This window comes from Polaribacter sp. SA4-10, from assembly GCF_002163835.1.
Lineage (GTDB): Bacteria > Bacteroidota > Bacteroidia > Flavobacteriales > Flavobacteriaceae > Polaribacter.
In genome coordinates this window covers 2,079,921-2,097,487 of record NZ_CP019331.1, presented here as the reverse complement: position 1 = coordinate 2,097,487, position 17,567 = coordinate 2,079,921, and the positions used below count along the sequence as shown (strand labels likewise).

Below are 17,567 nucleotides of genomic sequence, written 5' to 3'. Positions count from 1 at the left end.
TGCGAATGTTACGTTTATGTTATGTTAATTTTTATTAAAAGTGAATGTCTACTTGTAATCTAAATAATAATTCATTTGTTTTAAAGCCGATATCAGTATAACTTAAATCGGTTTGTACTTTTAAACTATGACCAGCAATATATTTAGACAATCCTAGAGTGTATTGATTTTCTGCGCCTTTACCAGTAATGCTTTTATCTAAAGTTATGTTTGTGTAACGTGCAGAAACTTCTACAGTTTTAGACAATAAATACCCTGTTTGTAAATTTAAACCTGTACCAACTTGTACTTCATCTCCTGTTAAAGTTCCGTCAGAATTTTTAGCTAAAGGATCTTCGGCATCTCTATCTGCATATTCTGCCATAAAAGAAAATCCTTTATGTTTATACATTGCATCTAAAAAAAGTGTGGAGATATTAGTAGAATAAAAACCAGTATCATTTAACATATATGAACCTTGATTACTTCTTGTTTTAGAAGCATTATTATTAAAGTCATAAGCAACCCCAAGCGCTAACTTTGGTTTTTCTTCAAATTTTAAATCACTTCCTTTATAATCTCCTTTGCTTGCAAAATTACCAAAAGGCAATAATTCAACTCTTGTTGTATATTGATGTCCACCAACATTTCCCTTCGTTATATTTCTTCCTTCACCTTGAGCGATAGAAAAAATTTCTTTTACAATAAAAGTATCAGAAAGGTTAAAATGGTGTCTTAATTGCATTCCTATATCTCTATCAATATTAAACCTACTATTTAATAAAGAACGATCTACTTGTTGTAAGTTGGCAGAAGAAATTACACGTTCTCTGTTTCCTGGTAGTTTCGTTTGTCCAAACCATAAAACAAAATTACCTGAGAAATTCCATTTTAAAACAGCGTCTAAAATATATCTTGGAGCATTACTTGTATACTCAGAAGCACCAGATTGATCTCTATTAGATAAACCTAATTCTAATTTATATTTAAGTTTAGGAGAAAAAGCCCAACCATCAAACTTTAAACGAGATCTTCTAATCATCATTGAAGATTCTGGGTTAGAAAGCCCATTAATTACATCCCATTGAGATGTTGCAAGCGTTTGAAATCGTAGTCCAACTTTCATCGTAAAAGTACTGTCTTTACCTAGTAAGTTAAACAAACCTTTTCCAAATTTTGGTGCATTTGTTTCTTGCGCACTTATACTTAAAAAAGCAAGCATACAGGATAAAATAACTACATTTTGTAGTATAGGAAATTTCATAATTATTAGTTTTTGTCGGTGACAAAGTACTTGTAATTATGTTAATTAAATGTTAACACAGTATTAATAAAACAAAAAAACTGCCTTAGCTAAAGGCAGTTTGTCATATAAAATAAGTCGACAAAAACTAATATGTTTATGATGACAATTAATCTTTAAAGATTAACACAAATATCTAACTGATATATAAAGTTAATGTGCCCTATAAATTAAAAAATTGTTAACTATTTTTTCGATTTAACTTTTAGTTAATGTTTCTGTAATACAAGCATAATTTTAAACTAACATAGAATTTACAATTCCGCGAGACTTTTGCAATTGTAAATTATACATATAAAATGAAGAAATTTTTATTTATTACTTTTTTAGCTTTAAGCCAGTTTATTGCTGCCCAAGATAGAGGAACTTTAAAAGGATTGTTAACTGATAAAGAAACAAATAATGAGTCTTTGCCTTTTGCAAATGTTCAAATTAAAGGAACAACTATTGGTACAACTACAGATTTTGACGGTAACTACAGTTTAAAAGTAGCTGCTGGTAACCATGTTATTGTTTTTAGTTTTTTAGGATATAAATCAATAGAGAAACCTTTTACAATAAAAGAAGGTGGGGTTTTAACTATAAATCAGTTAATGTCTGCTGAAGAAGGTGTTTTTTTAGATGAGATTGTTGTAAAATCATCTTCAACTAAAGAGTCTGCATCTGCATTGTTACTAGATCAAAAGAAAGCTGTAGTTATAAAAGAAAGTATTGGCGCTCAAACATTAGCTAAAGTAGGTGTTTCTAATGCAGCAAATGCGACTACTAAAATCTCTGGAGTTACAAAAAGTGAAGGATCTGGAGATATTTACATTAGAGGTTTAGGAGATCGATATTTATCTACTACTATGAATGGTTTGCCAATTCCTTCTGACGATGTGGCTAATAAGAATATTAATTTGAACTTATTTTCTACTAATGTTATTAAAAATATTGGAATAAGTAAAACATATACTACTTCTAGTTATGCAGATCAAGGATCTGGTAATGTAGATGTAAATACTAAAGAGTTTAGTAAAAATGAATATTCTATAGCTGTTTCTGGAGGTTCAAATACAAACGTGTTAAACCTATCGGATGATTTTAGAACAACAGTTATTAATAATGATGTTTCTTTAGGTTTTCATAAAAAACAATATGCCCTTCAAAATTTAATTACATATCAAGGTTGGGACACAGAGACAATAACTAGTCCAATAGATTTTAATGGGTCTTTTTCTGCAGGAAGAAAATTTGAAGTTTTTGGAAAAGACGTAGCTGTTTTTGTAACAGGTTCGCACGCTAAATCTTTTACATATTATAAAGGAGATTTTAAAAGATTTAGAACTAATGAAATAAATAATAGTTTTACAGATACTGAACTTTATAGATCTAATTCTAATACAACAGGATATATAAATGTTAAATTAAGATTGAATGATAATAATAAAATTAAATACAATACTCTTTATGTTAATAAAGGAGTAGATGAATTATATGAGCAAGGTAGAAATGGCTTAGGTTTTGTTTTTGATCAAGATCCGCAAGAAACAGGTGCATTTGTAAGAGACCAGAACTTTAAACAAACTTCTCTTTTTATCAATCAATTGTTAGGGGAGCATAAATGGAATGAAAACAATACTTTAAATTGGGCTGGAGGTTACAACTTTGTTTTAGCAGAAGAACCTAATAGAATTAGAAATGAAGTAAATATTTTAGATATTACATCTTCTGATGAAATACAATACGCTCACGTTGGAGATTTTCAACAAAGAAAATCTAGTCAAAAAATTCAAGATTCAGAATACAATGCGTTTGTAGAAAACAAATGGGCTTTAGGAGCTAATAATAAAGATGAAAACAAACCTTATTCATTAAACTACGGATTAAATTTTAGACATAAAGAAAGAACTTTTAAATCTTTATTTATTGGTGTTGATGCCCAGGATTTCACAGCAACTTCTATAGATAATTTATCATCAACATTTACTTCTGAAGGTTTTAATAACGGGTTAAAATTAAATGTAGGAACTGCAGATAGGTATAATGCAGACTTAAATGTAATTGCTGGGTTTGTTAATTTTGATTTTAGCCTAGATAATAAATTATCAGGTAATTTAGGATTGCGTTTTGAAAGAGATGAAATAAGTGTTATTTGGGATGTTGGTAACTATGTTGGAAGAATTGGCACTGTAAATAAAACGTATGAGCGTCTTTACCCAAGTATTAATTTAAAATATGAATTAAGTGAAAACCAATATTTACGTTTTGCTTCAAGTAGTACACAAACATTACCAGAATTTAAAGAGCTAGCACCATTTGAATATGTTTCTCCTAGAGGTCGTGTTACAAAAGGGAATCCAGATTTAGAAAAATCAGAAATATATAATTTTGATTTAAAATGGGAAATTTTTCCACAAAGAGGTCAATTGTTTTCTGTAACGGGTTTTCATAAACTAATTAAAAACCCAATTAACTTTTCTCAAATTAGAGGGTCTTCTGGTTATTTTGCGTATTCCAATACAGGTAAAGAAGCAACTATTTACGGATTTGAAATAGAAGCTAGAACAGATTTAATTAAGAATAATGATGACGAAGGAATTCTAAACTTAACAGCAAACATTACTAAAATGTGGATGGAACAAGATTTATTAGAAGACTTCCAATATAATGGAATTACAGCATCTGGTTTACAAGGTGCTTCTGATTTTATTGCAAACGGCTCTTTAAGTTTTGGCGATAAAAAAGAAAAAGAATTTGTAGCAACTTTAACAGGTAACTACTCATCAGATAAAATATTTGCTTTAGGATCTCCAGAATCTAAAGCTAATAGCGATGTTTTTTATAATAGTGAAATTGTAGAAAAAGGATTTGTATCTCTAGATTTTGTAATGAGTAAAGAATTATCAAAAAATCTAAGTGTAAAACTAGTTGGTAGAAATTTATTGAACCCAGATATTAAGCAGACACAGTTTGTAAAAAGTATCGCTTCTGCTGTTGAAATAAATGAAACCGTGTTGTCTTATAAAAAAGGAAGCCAGTTAAGCTTAAGTTTTAAATACACTTTTTAATCAATTAACCATTCCTTAACAAAACAGTAAAATAGTTGTAAAACCTAACATACTATTAATGTTTAGGTAAAGAAAAGTAAAGAATAAGTCAATTTCTTTGTATAAAATTAATAACATACAAACTTAAAATGAAAAAATCAATTTTTAAAACTTTAAACATAGCAGTATTTTCTATCGCTGCTTTAATGCTAACAAATTGTGGTAGCGATGATCCTATTATTATACCAGCACCTTCTTCTCTAGTTGTTGAAAACTTAAATTCTGGAATAATGAGTGGTAACCTTGATGAGGATTTTACATTAAATTCGAATCAAATTTATAATTTAAATTCTTCATTTATTATTGAATCCGGAGCAACATTAACAATACCTGCAGGAACAAGAATTCAAGCAATAAATGGAGGAGTTGAAGTTTTTATTGCAGTATTAAAAGGAGGAAAAATAAATGTTCAAGGAACTTCTTCTAACCCAGTATTTATGTCTTCTGCTTCTGGTAATGCTGGAGATTGGGGAGGTTTAACAATCTGTGGAGATGCAACAACAACTGCTGGAGTGAATGCTGAAGCTGAAGTTGGTGGTTTTATTTACGGTGGTACTAATGATACAGATAATTCTGGATCTATTAGCTACTTAGTAATTAAAGGAACCGGAGCTCAAATTAATACAGAATCTCAATACAATGGAGTTTCTTTGTATGCCGTTGGTTCTGGAACAACAATTAATAATGTTGCCGTAATTAATGGTAAAGATGATGGTATTGAGTTTTTTGGAGGTACAGTTTCTGTAAGTAACTTATTCTTAGAAAACAATGCAGATGATTCTATAGATTGGACTGAAGGTTGGAATGGAACTGTAGATAATGCTTATATTTCTCATACTCTAAGTGGTTTCTCAACTGTTTTTGAAGGAGATAAAGTAAATGGAAATCCAAAATTTAATAATATTACTGCAATTTCTACTGTAGGTGGTACTGCTTTACAATTTAAATTAGAGTCTGGAGCAACAATAACAGGTTTATCTTTAACGGGTTATGATACATCAATAGATATGAAAAATGATGGACCTTTAGCAAATGTTATTATAGATGGTGCTGCTGCAGATCCTTCATTATCTTATACAAGTACAGCTACTGTAACTGCAGCAGATTTTAGCTGGGTAAATTCTAGTGTTTCTATAACAACCTTACCTTTACAAGGTACTATAGCTAGTAAAGTTACTCTAGATGCTTCTATAAAATATGTATTAAAATCTTCTTATATCGTAAAATCTGGAGGTGAATTAGTTATTCCTGCAGGAACAAAAATTGAAGTTGAAGCTGGTGGAACAGATGTATATATTGCTGTTTTAAAAGGAGGAAAAATAGATGTTCAAGGAACAGCAACAGAACCAGTAGTAATGTCTTCTGTTGATTCTAACCCTGGAGATTGGGGTGGTTTAACAATCTGTGGTGATGCTACAACAACTGCAGGTGTTGATGCTGAAGCTGAGGTAGGTGGTTTTATTTACGGTGGTACAAATGATGCAGACAGTTCTGGTGCTATTAAATATTTAGTAATAAAAGGAACAGGTGCTCAGATTAACACAGAATCTCAATATAATGGTGTTTCTTTTTACGCTGTTGGATCTGGTACAACTGTAGAAAATGTTTCTGTTATAAATGGTAAAGATGATGGTGTTGAATTCTTTGGAGGAACGGTTTCTGTTACAAATATTTATTTAGAAAATAATGCAGATGATTCTGTAGATTGGACTGAAGGATGGAATGGTAAAGTAACTAATACTTATATTTCTCACACACTTGATGGTTTTTCTACGGCTTTTGAAGGAGATAAAATAAATAACAATCCGCAATTTGAGAATTTAACAGCTATTTCTACTGTTGGTGGTACAGCTTTGCAATTTAAATTAGAATCTGGAGCTACTATTAATAATATTTGGTTAGAAGGTTATGATGATAACATTGACATGAAAAATGAGGGTCCTTTAGAGAATGTAATTATAGATGGAGTTGCTGCTTCAACTACTGCAGATTACAAAACAGGAACTAAAGTAGATATTTCTACTTGGACTTGGAAGAGTGCAGGCCTATAATACTTAAATACAATGAAAACAAAAAAAAAAGCAGGCTTAAAGCCTGCTTTTTTTGTTTTATAAGAAAAAGAGCTATTTTGTTACTTTATTAGCACAACACGCCATTTTACAATCTGCTTTACATTGTTTTTTCTCGCCTTTTTTAACTTGACATTCTTTTTTACAAGAATCTGAACAAGCATGTAATTTTTTAGAAGCTTCAGAAGCTTTGTACAAGTCACCACCAGCAATTCCATCAACAAAAGCTATTAGGTCTTTTTTAGAAGTTTTATTTGCATCAAATTCAATATTTGCAATACTGTCTGTAAAAACAACTTTAGCATCTAAAACACCTTCTTTTTTAGATAATTTAGATTGAATAGTTTTAGCACAACCAATTTCACAAGTCATTCCAGAAATAGCTAAAGAAGTACTTTGCTTATTAACAGGTAGGGTTTCTTTTTTCGCTTCATTTTTACATCCTACTAGTATAAAAAAAGCAATAGCAACAGAAAATAATATTTTTTTAGTCTTCATATAAATAGATTTAATCTTTAATTTTTCACAAAAACCCTCTATGAAAGTCATTTATTAAATAATAATACAAATTTATTAATAAAAGAGCTGACTTTTAAAGTTTTATCGGATTTTTGCAAAATATTTTTATAAAAATGAATAATCAACAACAAAAGTGGTTTTACCTTATTATTCTTTCGATCGTTTGGGGTAGTTCTTTTATCTTAATGAAGAAAGCACTTTTAGGTGTAACGCCAGTTCAATTGGGTGCTTTAAGAATGATTTTTACAGCTATTTTTTTACTCTCTGTAGCTTTTCCTTCAATTAAAAAAATTAAAAAAAGACATTGGAAATATATTGTTTATACTGCACTCGCAGGTACATTTATACCTGGTTTTCTATTTGCTTTTGCAATTACAACTATAGATAGTTCCATTGTATCTATTTTAAATTCATTTACACCTTTTAATACTTTAATTTTTGGTGCAATTGTTTTTGGTTTTTATTTTAAGAAAAGGCAATTATATGGTATTCTCATAGGTTTAGTAGGTACTTCCATTTTAATATTAAAAGGAGCCGATTTAAATCCGAATCAAAATTATTGGTATGCATTATTGATTATTATTGCCTCTGTAGGTTATGCTTTTAATGCGAATATGATAAAAAAATATTTGTATGATTTAGATGCTTTGGCAATTACAACAGGTAATTTTTTATTGTTGATTATACCAGCAACTATTGTTTTAGGGTGTACTGATTTTTTTAAAACGTTTGATTCTGAAAATGAAATTTTAATGCAATCTCTTGGTTATTTAGTTGTTTTATCTGTTGTAGGTACTGGGATTGCAAAAACTATTTATAATAAATTAGTGCATATTTCAGATCCAGTTTTTTCATCTTCTGTAACGTATTTAATTCCATTAGTGGCCATTTTTTGGGGAGTATTAGATGGAGAAAAATTGAGTATGCTTCAGGTTTTTGGTGGAATAATAATTCTTTTTGGAGTTTATTTGGTAAATAAATCGAAATAAAAAAATCCGCAACTTTAGTTACGGATTTTAATATTTTAAAAAAAAGGATAGATTATTTAAAATCTTCGTCAGAAACTCCTTCGTTAATTTTTATTTCTGTGATTGTAAAATTTATATCCATTGGACCCATTTTTTGACCGATTGAATGCGGAAATTTTACTCCGTTTACTTCTTTATAATCAGAAAAAATAGTTGGCACTTGTGTTTCTTTACCATCTGGAGTTTTAACAACGTTAATGGATTTTATTTTTAAACCAGATTCCATATCATAGAAAACCTCTGTACTTCCATGTTTTAAAACAATCATGTTTTTACCGTCTAAAGGTTCTATTCTTAGAAGTTTTCCTTCTTTATAACTTAAATCACTAAGAATTGAGTTTTCTATTTTAGATTTTTCTAAATCTTCCCCAGCTAAATCTTGTCGTTGTCCTCTAGATTCTGAGTATCCTTTTTCACCATCAAAAACAGTTTTTTGAAACGTTTGTCCCATAGCAGAAATTACAGAAGATTTTTTGTTAGGAGAAGACGCTTTAGTTGTAAGAATTAAAGGGGTTCCTTGCACAGTTGCATTTGCAACCATCATTGTAGTTTTTATAGCTGCTACTTTATCGATACCACCAATTGCATCAATATATTTATCAACAACATTTGCAGCAGTCATTCCTTCAGGAATTGGTAAAGTCATTGCTGGTTTTACAGTTGCATTTCCTTCTTTATCAAAATATTTAATTACATAATCTCCTTTTTCAAGGTTATTAAGAACATCTATTCCTTTCCCTGTAATTATAATTCTAGCTTTATCGGCTTTAAAATATTTTATTGCTGCGTTCTGTAAATCATCTAAAGTAACAGTATTAATATTCTCTATGTAGTTGGCATAAAAATCTTCAGGTAAATTATAACGTGCAATATTTAAAGCAAAACTAGCTGCAGTAGCTGGTTTTTGAACATCCATAACAAAACCACCAATATACTCTTCTTTAGAGTTTTTTAACTCTTCTGCTGAAACTGGTTGATAACGAATTCTGTTAATTTCTTTTTGAATTTCTACAACAGAACTATCTGTAACCACATTACGTACACTTGCTGAAGCTCTAAAAGTTGCTGCAGTTCTGCTTTGTCTTAAGCTAGAATAAGAACCATAAGTATACCCTTTATCTTCACGTAAATTCATGAATAAACGTGCGGTTCCACCACCACCAAGAATATTACTTGCCATTAATGCCGCGTAGTAATCCTTATCTCCTAATTTTAAATCGATATTGTTGATTACAGCAATTTCTGATTGAACAGCATTTGGCATATTTATAAAATTGATTTCTGTAGTAGAAACATTTTCTGGTTTCGCAATATCAAAAACAGGAATATTTCCTTTTTCCCAATCACTAAATAATTTCTTTACTAACTTTTTAGTCTCTTTAATATTAATATCTCCAACAATTACTAAGTAAGCATTGTTAGGTTTATAATAGGTATTGAAATTATTTTTTACATCATCTAAGTTGATTTTGTTAATGGTTTCTTTTGTTGTGAATTCTCCTGAAGGATGATTTTTACCAAAAGTCAATGCATTTTCAACTCTTCTAGCAATAGATTTTACATCTTTTTCACCAGATTTTAAATTATCTAAAGTAACCTTAACTTCCTTGTCAAACTCTTCTTGAGTAAATTGAGAATTTTTTACTCCATCTGCCATTAAACCTAAAATTTCTGGAAAATATCTTTTTAAAGAAGTAGCATATGCTCCTGAGCTTCTAAAACTTACATTTGCTCCTAAGAAATCTACTTGTTCGTTAAATTCGTCTTTAGTAATATTTTTAGTACCTCTTCCTAAAAGACTTCCCATCATTCCAGAAACTCCAGCAATATCTCCTTCAAAATAAGGCTTATTATCAATTGTTAAATTTGCTGATGCTCTAGGTAATTTATGGTTTTCTACCATAATTACTTTTAGTCCGTTTTTTAAAGTAAATGTTTTTGCTTTTCCTAATTTTACAACCGGATCTGGTCCTGGTTTAGGCATTTTACTTCTGTCTATTTGTGCACTTCCAGCAAAAGATAATGTTATAATTGCTATTAGCGATAAAATCTTTGTTTTCATCATTTTAAATGTCTTTATAAATTATTTTTTTTCTGGTAAATATTCTAAAATTAATCGCTGATTTGGATTTAGATATTTTTTTGCAACTTCTCTAATCTCTTCTTTAGTGATTGATCTGTAAATATCAATTTCTGTATTAATTAAATTTGTATCACCATACAAAACATTGTAACGCGCTAAAGAATTTGCAACTCCCTCTACACTTGAGTTTGAATTCACAAAATTATTCTCGAACTTATTTTGTAGTTTTTGATAGTTTTTTTCAGAAATTAAATCAGATTGTAATGTTACAATCTCTTCATCAATTTCTTTAACAAGGTCTTTTAATTTTGTTTCTCCTTGTGGCAAAGCATATAAAATATAGGTTCCGTAATCTTCTTGACTTAAATTAATTGCACCAGCTTGTAAAGCCATTTTTTTAGTATCCACTAATTTTTTATACATCACAGAACTTTTACCAGAACTTAAATAGGAAGAAATCATATCTAAAATTCTTGAATCTCTAGTTTTCATAGACGGAGTTCTATAAGCAGCCATAACTGCAGGAATTTGAATGTTTGGGTCATATCCCTTAGCATTCATTTGTTCCGTTATTGGATCTTCTTTTATGTTCGTTCTAATAATATTTTCACCCCTTGGAATAGGTCCAAAATAGTCTTGAATCATTTTTTTTGTAGCATTTACATCAATATCACCAGCAACAACTAAAGTAGCATTGTTTGGGACATAGAATTTTTTATTAAATGCTAAAAACTCTTTTAAAGTAGCATCATCTAAATGCTTCATTTTACCAATTGTAGTTCCTTTATAAGGGTGTTTCTTAAACATGTTAACTTTAACATATTCTAAAAATCGAGAGTAAGGTTGATTATCTACTCGTAATCTTTTTTCCTCTTTTACAACTTCATTTTGAGTATCTACACCTCCTTGTTTAATAATTGGATGTAATAACCTTTCAGATTCCATCCATAAACCAAGCTCTAATTTGTTTGAAGGAAAGATTTCATAATAGTAAGTTCTATCATCAGTTGTGTTTGCATTATTTCTGCCTCCGTTTGATGAAACAATTTTAAACCATTCTCCTTTTCCAATATTTTGAGTTCCTTCAAAAAGTAAGTGCTCAAAAAAGTGAGCCATTCCTGTTCTGTCTGGTTGTTCATCTTTTGCACCCACGTGATACATTACAGAAGTAGTAACAACTGGAGCAGAATTATCTTGATGTAAGATAACGTGCATACCGTTATCTAAATTGTACTCTTCAAATTCAACTTTTTGTGCGTTTGTAGAAAACACAAATAACACCGCTGAAGTAAGAGATAAAATACTTTTTTTCATTGACTTTGTTTTTAATTAATAATAGATAATATGTTGGACGCTGTCTTATTAAATTTGTTACAATAAAAAGGAAATAAGACTGCAGTAGTTCCAAAAATAAAAAGATTTTAATAAAAAATATGTTAAAAAAGTTTTATTCTGTTGACTGTGATGTAATTATTTTTTAAAATACATCTTGTAAAATAGTAAAAAAGATGTACATTTGCTCCCGCATTTTCATTAGAAAGATGTAAAATAATAAGTATAATAAGCAAAACAAATAGTATGTACGCAATCGTAGAGATAGCAGGGCAGCAGTTTAAAGTAGCAAAAGACCAAAAAGTATACGTTCATCGTTTACAAGGAGAAGAAGGATCAAAAGTAACTTTTGATAACGTTCTTTTACTTGACAACGCAGGAAGTGTAACAATTGGCGCCCCAGCTATAGAAGGAGCCGCAGTAACGGCAAAAATTCTAGGTCACCTAAAAGGTGATAAAGTAATCGTTTTCAAAAAGAAAAGAAGAAAAGGTTACCAAAAGAAAAATGGACATAGACAGTATTTAAGCGAGATTCAAATTGAATCTATTGCTGCTACTGGTGCTAAAAAATCAGCAAATAAAGAAGCTGCTCCTAAAAAGGAAGCTGCTACTAAAGCTGAAGTAAAAGAAGCTTCAACAGATTATAGTTCTATGACTGTTGCAGAATTAAAAGCAGCCGCTAAAGATAAAGGTATCTCTGGATATACTTCTTTAAAGAAAGCTGAATTAATTGATGCTTTAACTAAATAAAAAATTCAATTTTAAAACCATCGTATCATGGCACATAAAAAAGGAGTAGGTAGTTCGAAGAATGGTAGAGAATCAGAATCGAAACGTCTAGGTGTAAAAATATTTGGAGGACAAGCTGCAATAGCAGGTAATATTCTTGTTCGTCAAAGAGGAACAACTCACAATCCAGGAGAAAACGTTTACATGGGTAAAGATCATACTTTACATGCAAAAGTTGACGGAGTTGTTGAGTTTAGAAAGAAAAAGAATAATAGATCTTATGTATCTATTACACCTTTTGAAGCTTAAGAGATTAAGTTTTCTAAAATTATTTAAAACGCTCAAACATATGTTTGAGCGTTTTTTTTGTACATATAATTTAAATGCAACTTTTATTTCTATTTGATAGTTTGTACATTTACTGCTTATGAATTTTTTATATAATATATTAATTTTTATAGCTCGTATTTTAGTATCAGTTAACGCTTTATTCAATAAAAAAATAAAACTTTTTGTTGATGGAAGAAGAGAAACGTTCTCTAAAATAGCTAAATTAAAGAATGAGAAAATAATTTGGTTTCATGCTGCGTCATTAGGTGAGTTTGAGCAAGCTAGACCAATTATAGAAGAAATAAAAAGTAACTACGCTGATTATAAAATTCTAGTTACATTTTTTTCTCCTTCAGGATATGAAATTAGAAAGAACTACAATTTAGCAGACGTAGTTTGTTATTTGCCTTTAGATTCTAAACGAAATGCAAGGAAATTTATAAAAGAAGTAAATCCTACTTTGGCAATATTTATTAAATATGAATTTTGGCCTAATTTTTTAAATGAGTTAAAAAAGAAGAATGTACCAACAATCTTAGTTTCAGGAATTTTAAGAGAAAAACAACTTTTTTTTAAATGGTATGGAGGTTTTATGCGAAAATCTTTGGATGCTTTTCATCACTTTTTTGTACAAGATAAAAACTCTAAAGAGTTACTGAATTCTATTAATTTAAATACTGTTACTATTGCTGGTGACACGCGTTTTGACCGAGTTTCTAAAATTTTAGAGCAAGACAATTCAATTGATTTTATAAATGAATTTAAAAATAATCAATATACAATAGTAGCAGGAAGCACTTGGCAAGAAGATGAAGAATTATTGATTGATTACATCAATAATAAAGCATCGGAAAATGAAAAATTTATTATTGCGCCTCATAATATTAAGCAAGAAGCTATTTTTGGGATGAAGAAACTCATCAATAAAAAAACAATTTTGTTTTCTGAAAAAGAAGGGGAAAATTTATCAGAATCTCAGGTTTTTATAATTGATACAATTGGGATTCTAACCAAAATTTATGCAGCAGCAGATGTTGCTTATGTAGGTGGAGGTTTAAAAACAGGATTACATAATATTTTAGAACCTGCAACTTTTGGAATTCCTGTAGTTATTGGAAATAAATACGACAAATTTAAGGAAGCAGTAGATTTGGTTTCTTTAAAAGGATGTATTTCTATCAGTAATCATCAAGAGTTTTCTACTACATTTACGAGATTAAAATCGGATGAAGGTTTTAGAATATCCACAGGGAAAATCAATAAAAAATACATCCAAGATCATCTTGGTGCAACAAAGTTAATTATGAATTATTTAAAGAAGATATTATAAAATGGAGTTTATTACACAACCTTGGCCATGGTATGTTGGAGGGCCATTAATTGCTTTTGTACTATTTTTAACGTTCTATTTTGGACAAGCTTTTGGTGTTTCTAGAAGTTTAGAGACTTTCTGTACAATTGGTGGAGCAGGAAAAATTTCAGATTATTTTAAAGTAGATTTAAAAGAAAGTAAATGGAGTTTGTTTTTTGTAGCAGGAATTATAATTGGAGGTTTTATCTCTTCAGAATTTTTAATGCAATCTCAAACAATAGATTTAAACCCTGAAACAGTTAATGAATTAGCAGGTTTAGGTTTTTCTAATGCTGGAAGTTCTTATCTGCCAGAAGAAATTTTTAGCTTAGAAAGTTTACTAACTATAAAAGGGTTCTTAATTTTAATTGGTGCTGGAATTTTAATAGGTTTTGGTACACGTTATGCCGGTGGTTGTACTTCTGGGCATTCAATTACAGGATTAAGTAGTTTGCAATTACCTTCTTTATTAGCTACAATTGGTTTTTTTATTGGTGGTTTAATTATGACTTGGTTTTTAATTCCTTTAATATTTTAGCCAATAATTGGCATTAACAAAAAACAGAAAAACGTCTATTATGTTTCTTCGAGCGCAATCGAGAAGTAAATAGTAAGTTTGAAAATATATGTATATGAAAAATATCAAATTTTTAATAGTAGGAGTTTTATTCGGAATTATTTTAAGTAAAACAGAAGTTGTTTCTTGGTACAGAATTTACGAAATGTTTAAGTTTCAATCCTTTCATATGTATGGTGTTATTGGTAGCGCAGTTGTTATCGGAATTGTATTTATGCAACTCTTTAAAAGAGGGGTAATAAAAGATTATTTAGGAAACGAAATACTTATAAAAGACAAGGATAAAGGTTTTATAAGGACAATTTTGGGAGGAACAATTTTTGGTTTAGGTTGGGCGTTATCAGGTGCTTGTCCAGGACCAATGTTTGTTTTATTCGGTCATGGAGTTCTACCAATTTTAATTGTGCTTTTAGGAGCCGTTTTAGGAGCTTTTATTTACGGATTATTAAGTAAAAAATTACCAAATTAAATAGTAGATGAGCAAATTAGTAGACAGTTTTGGAAGACAAATAAATTACCTTCGGTTAGCGGTTACAGATCGTTGTAATTTGCGTTGTCAGTATTGTATGCCAGCTCATGGAATTGATATTGTTCCAAGAAAAGAATTGCTAACGTACAAAGAGATGTACAGAGTAGTTAGGGTGTTAACAGAATTAGGCGTTAACAAAATTCGCTTAACAGGAGGAGAACCTTTTGTACGTAAAGATTTTGTTAAGTTTTTAGAAATGTTGTCTTTTAATGACTTGCTAGAAGATATTAATATTACCACAAACGGGGCGTTGATTTCTAATCATATTACAACCTTAGAAAATTTAAAAAAAGTAAAGAGTATCAATTTAAGTATTGATAGTTTAAAAGCTGAGAAATTTAACGAAATTACACGTAGAAACGCTTTTGATGAGGTTTTTAAAACCATGGAAACTTTAGAGAAAAGCACATTAAATTTAAAGCTAAATGTTGTTGTACAATCAGGAATAAATACTGATGAAATTAGAGACTTTGTTCGTTTAACAAAAGACAAAAATATTGCAGTTCGTTTTATAGAAGAAATGCCTTTTAATGGAAAAGGACAACGTGAAATGCAAGAGAATTGGACTTTTAAAAAAATTTTAAACGAAATAAAATCAGAATTTTTAGTTGAAGAAATTCAGTCTGAAAAATCATCAACATCAAGAAATTATTCTATAGAAAATCATGTAGGAACTGTTGGGATAATTCCTGCATTTACACGTACAATTTGTAACGATTGTAACCGAATTAGAATTACATCAACAGGAACATTTAAAAATTGTTTATTTGATGATGGTGTTTTTAATTTAAGAGATTTTATAAGAGACGGAGCATCTAATGACGATTTAAAAGAACTCTTTTTATCCTTAATAAAAGAGAAGCCAGAAAATGGTTTTATAGCAGAAGCAAATAGAAAAGATGGTGGTGCTTCTGAAAGTATGAGTACTATTGGAGGGTAGAAAAAGTGTAATCGTGTAAATGTTTAATTGTGTAAACCTTAGTTTGACGATTACACGATTACACGATTAAACAAATAAGCAATTACACATTTTAAAAAATGATTTCAGTAGAACAAGCTTTACAAACTATTTTAAATTCAACTCAATATTTTGGAGTTGAAGAAATTCCGTTTATAAAATCTGTAGGTAGAATTTTAAAAGAAGACATTAAAGCAGATAGAGATTTCCCGCCTTTTAACAGGGTTTCTATGGATGGAATTGCAATTGACTACGCTTCATTCAAAGTTGGACAAAGAAGCTTTAAAATTGAAGGAATTCAAGCGGCTGGAAGTAAGCAAATTTCTTTAAACAATTCAGTCAATTGTATAGAAGTAATGACAGGTGCGGTTTTGCCAAAAAACACAAATACTGTAATTAGATATGAAGATGTTGATATTGAAAACGGAATTGCAACCATTAGTATTGATGAAATCAAAAATGCCCAAAATATTCATAATAAAGGAAAAGATGGAAAAGTTGGCGATTTATTAATTAAGCAAAATACTAAAATTTCAGCAGCAGAAATAGGTGTTTTAGCAACGGTTGGAAAATCGTTAGTAAAAGTAGCAAAACAATCAAAAGTAATGATTGTTTCTACAGGTGATGAATTGGTTGGTGTTGATGAATTTCCGTTAGAACATCAAATTAGAAGAAGCAATGTTTTTACGTTGGTTTCTTTATTAGAACGCTTAAATATTCCTTCGGAAACGGCTCATATTACAGATGATAAACCTGTTTTAAAATCAAAAATAAAAAATTATTTACAAGAATATGATGTCTTGCTTTTTAGCGGTGCAGTAAGTAAAGGTAAATTTGATTTTTTACCAGAAGTTTTTGAAGAATTAGGGGTAGAAAAACTGTTTCACAAAGTGGCTCAAAGACCAGGGAAACCTTTCTTTTATGGTAAAACAAATGATTGCAATGTGTTCGGTTTTCCTGGAAATCCAATTTCGACATTTGTAAATTGTTTAGTGTATTTTTATCCTTGGTATTACAAATCAGTAGGATTAGAGGCTAAAGAGGAAACTGCAATTTTATCAGAAGATGTTACTTTTAAACCAAGTTTAACCTATTTTTTACAAGTAAAATTAAACTCTAAATTCGGACATTTAGTTGCGACTCCAATTACTGGAAACGGTTCCGGAGATTTAGCAAGTTTGGTAAATGCAGGTGCTTTTATTCAATTACCAAATGATAAAACTGAGTTTAAAAAAGGAGAGGTTTATAAAATAATTAGCTATCGCTAATTATAGTTTTTAATGATTAATTTTGAGTGTTAAGTCTAAAATATAGCTATGAAAGAAAGTATCGTTCAAAAAAAGAGTTTTGAGTTTTCATTGAAGATTATTTCTCTTTATAAAAAATTACAACTCGAAAAAGAATTTGTAATTTCAAATCAAATTTTGAGAAGTGGAACATCTATTGGAGCAAATATAGAAGAAGCTTTAGCTGGACAAAGTAAACGAGACTTTACTGCAAAAATGTCAATATCTTCAAAAGAAGCAAGAGAAACTAAATATTGGTTACGACTACTAAAAGAAAGCGAACTAACACATTTAGATGTAGGTTCTTTAATTTTGGATATTCATGAATTAATTAGAATTTTAACTTCAATTGTTAAGACTTCTCAAATTAATCTAACTAAAAACTAAACATTTAAAACTAAAAAC

Annotated in this window: 15 protein-coding genes; 11 read left to right on the top strand and 4 right to left on the bottom strand. The window is 29.6% G+C overall.

Annotated features, from left to right (window positions below):
• Nucleotides 1-34: 34 nt before the first annotated feature.
• A complete protein-coding gene (locus BTO04_RS09105) occupies nucleotides 35-1,243 on the bottom strand; it encodes a porin (protein WP_087564195.1) in 1,209 nt (402 codons plus the stop codon).
• Nucleotides 1,244-1,581: 338 nt separating this feature from the next.
• Between BTO04_RS09105 and BTO04_RS09100 the strand changes: the two genes are divergently transcribed.
• Together BTO04_RS09100 and BTO04_RS09095 are read left to right on the top strand one after the other, a co-directional pair.
• The gene (locus BTO04_RS09100; RefSeq protein WP_087564194.1) at nucleotides 1,582-4,332 is read left to right on the top strand and encodes a TonB-dependent receptor; all 2,751 of its coding nucleotides are present in this window, start codon (nucleotides 1,582-1,584) and stop codon (nucleotides 4,330-4,332) included.
• A 128-nt stretch (nucleotides 4,333-4,460) separates the two neighbouring features.
• The gene (locus BTO04_RS09095; protein ID WP_087564193.1) at nucleotides 4,461-6,422 is read left to right on the top strand and encodes a hypothetical protein; all 1,962 of its coding nucleotides are present in this window, start codon (nucleotides 4,461-4,463) and stop codon (nucleotides 6,420-6,422) included.
• Nucleotides 6,423-6,494: 72 nt separating this feature from the next.
• On the opposite strand, the gene BTO04_RS09090 is transcribed toward BTO04_RS09095, so the two are convergent.
• Complete coding sequence (locus BTO04_RS09090) at nucleotides 6,495-6,938, bottom strand: cation transporter (RefSeq protein ID WP_087565374.1); 444 nt, start codon at nucleotides 6,936-6,938, stop codon at nucleotides 6,495-6,497.
• 134 nt (nucleotides 6,939-7,072) lie between these two features.
• Here BTO04_RS09090 and BTO04_RS09085 point away from each other — a divergent pair, with 134 nt between their 5' ends.
• Entirely contained in the window at nucleotides 7,073-7,948 is an 876-nt protein-coding gene (locus BTO04_RS09085; RefSeq protein ID WP_087564192.1) for a DMT family transporter, read from the top strand.
• 52 nt (nucleotides 7,949-8,000) lie between these two features.
• On the opposite strand, the gene BTO04_RS09080 is transcribed toward BTO04_RS09085, so the two are convergent.
• Both BTO04_RS09080 and BTO04_RS09075 read right to left on the bottom strand, forming a co-directional pair.
• Nucleotides 8,001-10,052, bottom strand: coding sequence for a M16 family metallopeptidase (locus BTO04_RS09080; protein ID WP_368356220.1), 2,052 nt, complete (start codon nucleotides 10,050-10,052; stop codon nucleotides 8,001-8,003).
• Nucleotides 10,053-10,070: 18 nt separating this feature from the next.
• Entirely contained in the window at nucleotides 10,071-11,384 is a 1,314-nt protein-coding gene (locus tag BTO04_RS09075) for a pitrilysin family protein (protein ID WP_087564190.1), read from the bottom strand.
• Between the two features lie 264 nt (nucleotides 11,385-11,648).
• Here BTO04_RS09075 and rplU point away from each other — a divergent pair, with 264 nt between their 5' ends.
• The 8 genes from rplU to BTO04_RS09035 all read left to right on the top strand — a co-directional run bounded on the left by rplU (nucleotide 11,649) and on the right by BTO04_RS09035 (nucleotide 17,549).
• Entirely contained in the window at nucleotides 11,649-12,152 is a 504-nt protein-coding gene (gene rplU, locus BTO04_RS09070) for a 50S ribosomal protein L21 (RefSeq protein ID WP_087564189.1), read from the top strand.
• A 27-nt stretch (nucleotides 12,153-12,179) separates the two neighbouring features.
• The gene (gene rpmA, locus BTO04_RS09065) at nucleotides 12,180-12,440 is read left to right on the top strand and encodes a 50S ribosomal protein L27 (RefSeq protein WP_087564188.1); all 261 of its coding nucleotides are present in this window, start codon (nucleotides 12,180-12,182) and stop codon (nucleotides 12,438-12,440) included.
• 118 nt (nucleotides 12,441-12,558) lie between these two features.
• Nucleotides 12,559-13,791, top strand: a complete 1,233-nt coding sequence (locus BTO04_RS09060; protein ID WP_087564187.1) for a 3-deoxy-D-manno-octulosonic acid transferase — start codon at nucleotides 12,559-12,561, stop codon at nucleotides 13,789-13,791.
• Nucleotide 13,792: 1 nt separating this feature from the next.
• The gene (locus tag BTO04_RS09055) at nucleotides 13,793-14,350 is read left to right on the top strand and encodes a YeeE/YedE family protein (protein ID WP_087564186.1); all 558 of its coding nucleotides are present in this window, start codon (nucleotides 13,793-13,795) and stop codon (nucleotides 14,348-14,350) included.
• A 94-nt stretch (nucleotides 14,351-14,444) separates the two neighbouring features.
• Nucleotides 14,445-14,858 (top strand): DUF6691 family protein, encoded by a 414-nt coding sequence (locus BTO04_RS09050; RefSeq protein WP_087564185.1) that lies wholly within the window; start codon nucleotides 14,445-14,447, stop codon nucleotides 14,856-14,858.
• Between the two features lie 7 nt (nucleotides 14,859-14,865).
• Nucleotides 14,866-15,858: a GTP 3',8-cyclase MoaA gene (gene moaA, locus BTO04_RS09045; protein ID WP_087564184.1), complete on the top strand. Its 993-nt coding sequence runs from the start codon at nucleotides 14,866-14,868 to the stop codon at nucleotides 15,856-15,858.
• A 98-nt stretch (nucleotides 15,859-15,956) separates the two neighbouring features.
• Complete coding sequence (locus BTO04_RS09040; protein ID WP_087564183.1) at nucleotides 15,957-17,144, top strand: molybdopterin molybdotransferase MoeA; 1,188 nt, start codon at nucleotides 15,957-15,959, stop codon at nucleotides 17,142-17,144.
• A 48-nt stretch (nucleotides 17,145-17,192) separates the two neighbouring features.
• Nucleotides 17,193-17,549, top strand: coding sequence for a four helix bundle protein (locus tag BTO04_RS09035; RefSeq protein WP_087564182.1), 357 nt, complete (start codon nucleotides 17,193-17,195; stop codon nucleotides 17,547-17,549).
• The last annotated feature ends 18 nt before the right edge of the window (nucleotides 17,550-17,567 follow it).

Coding starts and splice junctions, on each gene's coding strand:
- BTO04_RS09105 (WP_087564195.1), bottom strand. CDS start 1,243: ATGAAATTTCCTATACTACAAAATGTAGTTATTTTATCCTGTATGCTT.
- BTO04_RS09100 (WP_087564194.1), top strand. CDS start 1,582: ATGAAGAAATTTTTATTTATTACTTTTTTAGCTTTAAGCCAGTTTATT.
- BTO04_RS09095 (WP_087564193.1), top strand. CDS start 4,461: ATGAAAAAATCAATTTTTAAAACTTTAAACATAGCAGTATTTTCTATC.
- BTO04_RS09090 (WP_087565374.1), bottom strand. CDS start 6,938: ATGAAGACTAAAAAAATATTATTTTCTGTTGCTATTGCTTTTTTTATA.
- BTO04_RS09085 (WP_087564192.1), top strand. CDS start 7,073: ATGAATAATCAACAACAAAAGTGGTTTTACCTTATTATTCTTTCGATC.
- BTO04_RS09080 (WP_368356220.1), bottom strand. CDS start 10,052: ATGATGAAAACAAAGATTTTATCGCTAATAGCAATTATAACATTATCT.
- BTO04_RS09075 (WP_087564190.1), bottom strand. CDS start 11,384: ATGAAAAAAAGTATTTTATCTCTTACTTCAGCGGTGTTATTTGTGTTT.
- rplU (WP_087564189.1), top strand. CDS start 11,649: ATGTACGCAATCGTAGAGATAGCAGGGCAGCAGTTTAAAGTAGCAAAA.
- rpmA (WP_087564188.1), top strand. CDS start 12,180: ATGGCACATAAAAAAGGAGTAGGTAGTTCGAAGAATGGTAGAGAATCA.
- BTO04_RS09060 (WP_087564187.1), top strand. CDS start 12,559: ATGAATTTTTTATATAATATATTAATTTTTATAGCTCGTATTTTAGTA.
- BTO04_RS09055 (WP_087564186.1), top strand. CDS start 13,793: ATGGAGTTTATTACACAACCTTGGCCATGGTATGTTGGAGGGCCATTA.
- BTO04_RS09050 (WP_087564185.1), top strand. CDS start 14,445: ATGAAAAATATCAAATTTTTAATAGTAGGAGTTTTATTCGGAATTATT.
- moaA (WP_087564184.1), top strand. CDS start 14,866: ATGAGCAAATTAGTAGACAGTTTTGGAAGACAAATAAATTACCTTCGG.
- BTO04_RS09040 (WP_087564183.1), top strand. CDS start 15,957: ATGATTTCAGTAGAACAAGCTTTACAAACTATTTTAAATTCAACTCAA.
- BTO04_RS09035 (WP_087564182.1), top strand. CDS start 17,193: ATGAAAGAAAGTATCGTTCAAAAAAAGAGTTTTGAGTTTTCATTGAAG.